This is a genomic window from Tepidimonas charontis (assembly GCF_007556685.1).
In the GTDB taxonomy this organism is placed as follows: Bacteria; Pseudomonadota; Gammaproteobacteria; order Burkholderiales; family Burkholderiaceae_C; genus Tepidimonas; species Tepidimonas charontis.
Window position 1 is genome coordinate 1 of the sequence record NZ_VJON01000094.1, and the last position, 1,191, is coordinate 1,191.

General features: G+C 63.2%; 1 protein-coding gene. It reads right to left on the bottom strand.

The features are described from left to right. Positions 1 to 1,191, bottom strand: a complete 1,191-nt coding sequence (gene tuf, locus Tchar_RS13485; protein WP_144329485.1) for an elongation factor Tu — start codon at positions 1,189 to 1,191, stop codon at positions 1 to 3.

Sequence of the window (1,191 nt, forward strand, 5' to 3'; positions counted from 1 at the left end):
TCACTCGATGATCTTGGCCACGACGCCGGCGCCGACCGTGCGGCCGCCTTCGCGGATCGCAAAGCGCAGGCCTTCTTCCATCGCAATCGGCGCAATCAGCTTGACGGTGATGGTGACGTTGTCTCCCGGCATCACCATCTCCTTGTCCTTGGGCAGCTCGATCGCACCCGTGACGTCGGTGGTGCGGAAGTAAAACTGCGGCCGGTAGTTGTTGAAGAACGGCGTGTGCCGCCCACCTTCTTCTTTGCTGAGCACGTACACCTCGCCCGTGAAGTGCGTGTGCGGGGTGATGGTGCCGGGCTTGGCCAGCACTTGCCCCCGCTCGACTTCTTCGCGCTTGGTACCACGCAGCAGGATGCCGACGTTGTCGCCCGCCTGGCCCTGGTCGAGCAGCTTGCGGAACATCTCCACACCGGTGCAGGTGGTCTTCTGCGTCGGGCGCAGACCCACGATTTCGATTTCGTCACCGACTTTGATGATGCCGCGCTCGACCCGCCCCGTGACCACGGTGCCACGGCCCGAGATGGAGAAGACGTCTTCAATCGGCATCAGGAAGGGCTGGTCGATGGCACGCTCGGGCGTGGGGATGTAGCTGTCCAGCGCTTCGGCCAGCTTCATGATGGCTTGCTCGCCCAGCTCGCCTTTGTCGCCTTCCAGCGCCAGCTTGGCCGAGCCTTTGATGATGGGGATGTCGTCCCCAGGGAAGTCGTATTTGGACAGCAGCTCGCGCACTTCCATCTCGACGAGTTCGAGCAGCTCGGCGTCGTCGACCATGTCGCACTTGTTCAGGAATACGATGATGTAGGGCACCCCCACTTGGCGCGCCAGCAGGATGTGCTCGCGCGTCTGCGGCATCGGGCCGTCGGCCGCCGACACCACCAGGATGGCTCCGTCCATCTGCGCCGCACCGGTGATCATGTTCTTCACATAGTCGGCGTGCCCCGGGCAGTCCACGTGCGCATAGTGCCGGTTGGCCGTCTCGTACTCGACGTGCGCGGTGTTGATCGTGATGCCGCGCGCCTTCTCCTCCGGCGCCGCATCGATCTCATCGTACTTCTTGGCCTGACCACCAAACTTGCTCGCCAGCACCGTCGTGATGGCCGCCGTCAGCGTCGTCTTGCCGTGGTCCACGTGACCAATCGTGCCCACGTTGACGTGCGGCTTGGTCCGCTCGAATTTTTCCTTTGCCAT

What these genes read in the sequence shown, in the direction of transcription:
- tuf (WP_144329485.1), bottom strand. Translation starts at nt 1,191, where the DNA reads ATGGCAAAGGAAAAATTCGAGCGGACCAAGCCGCACGTCAACGTGGGC.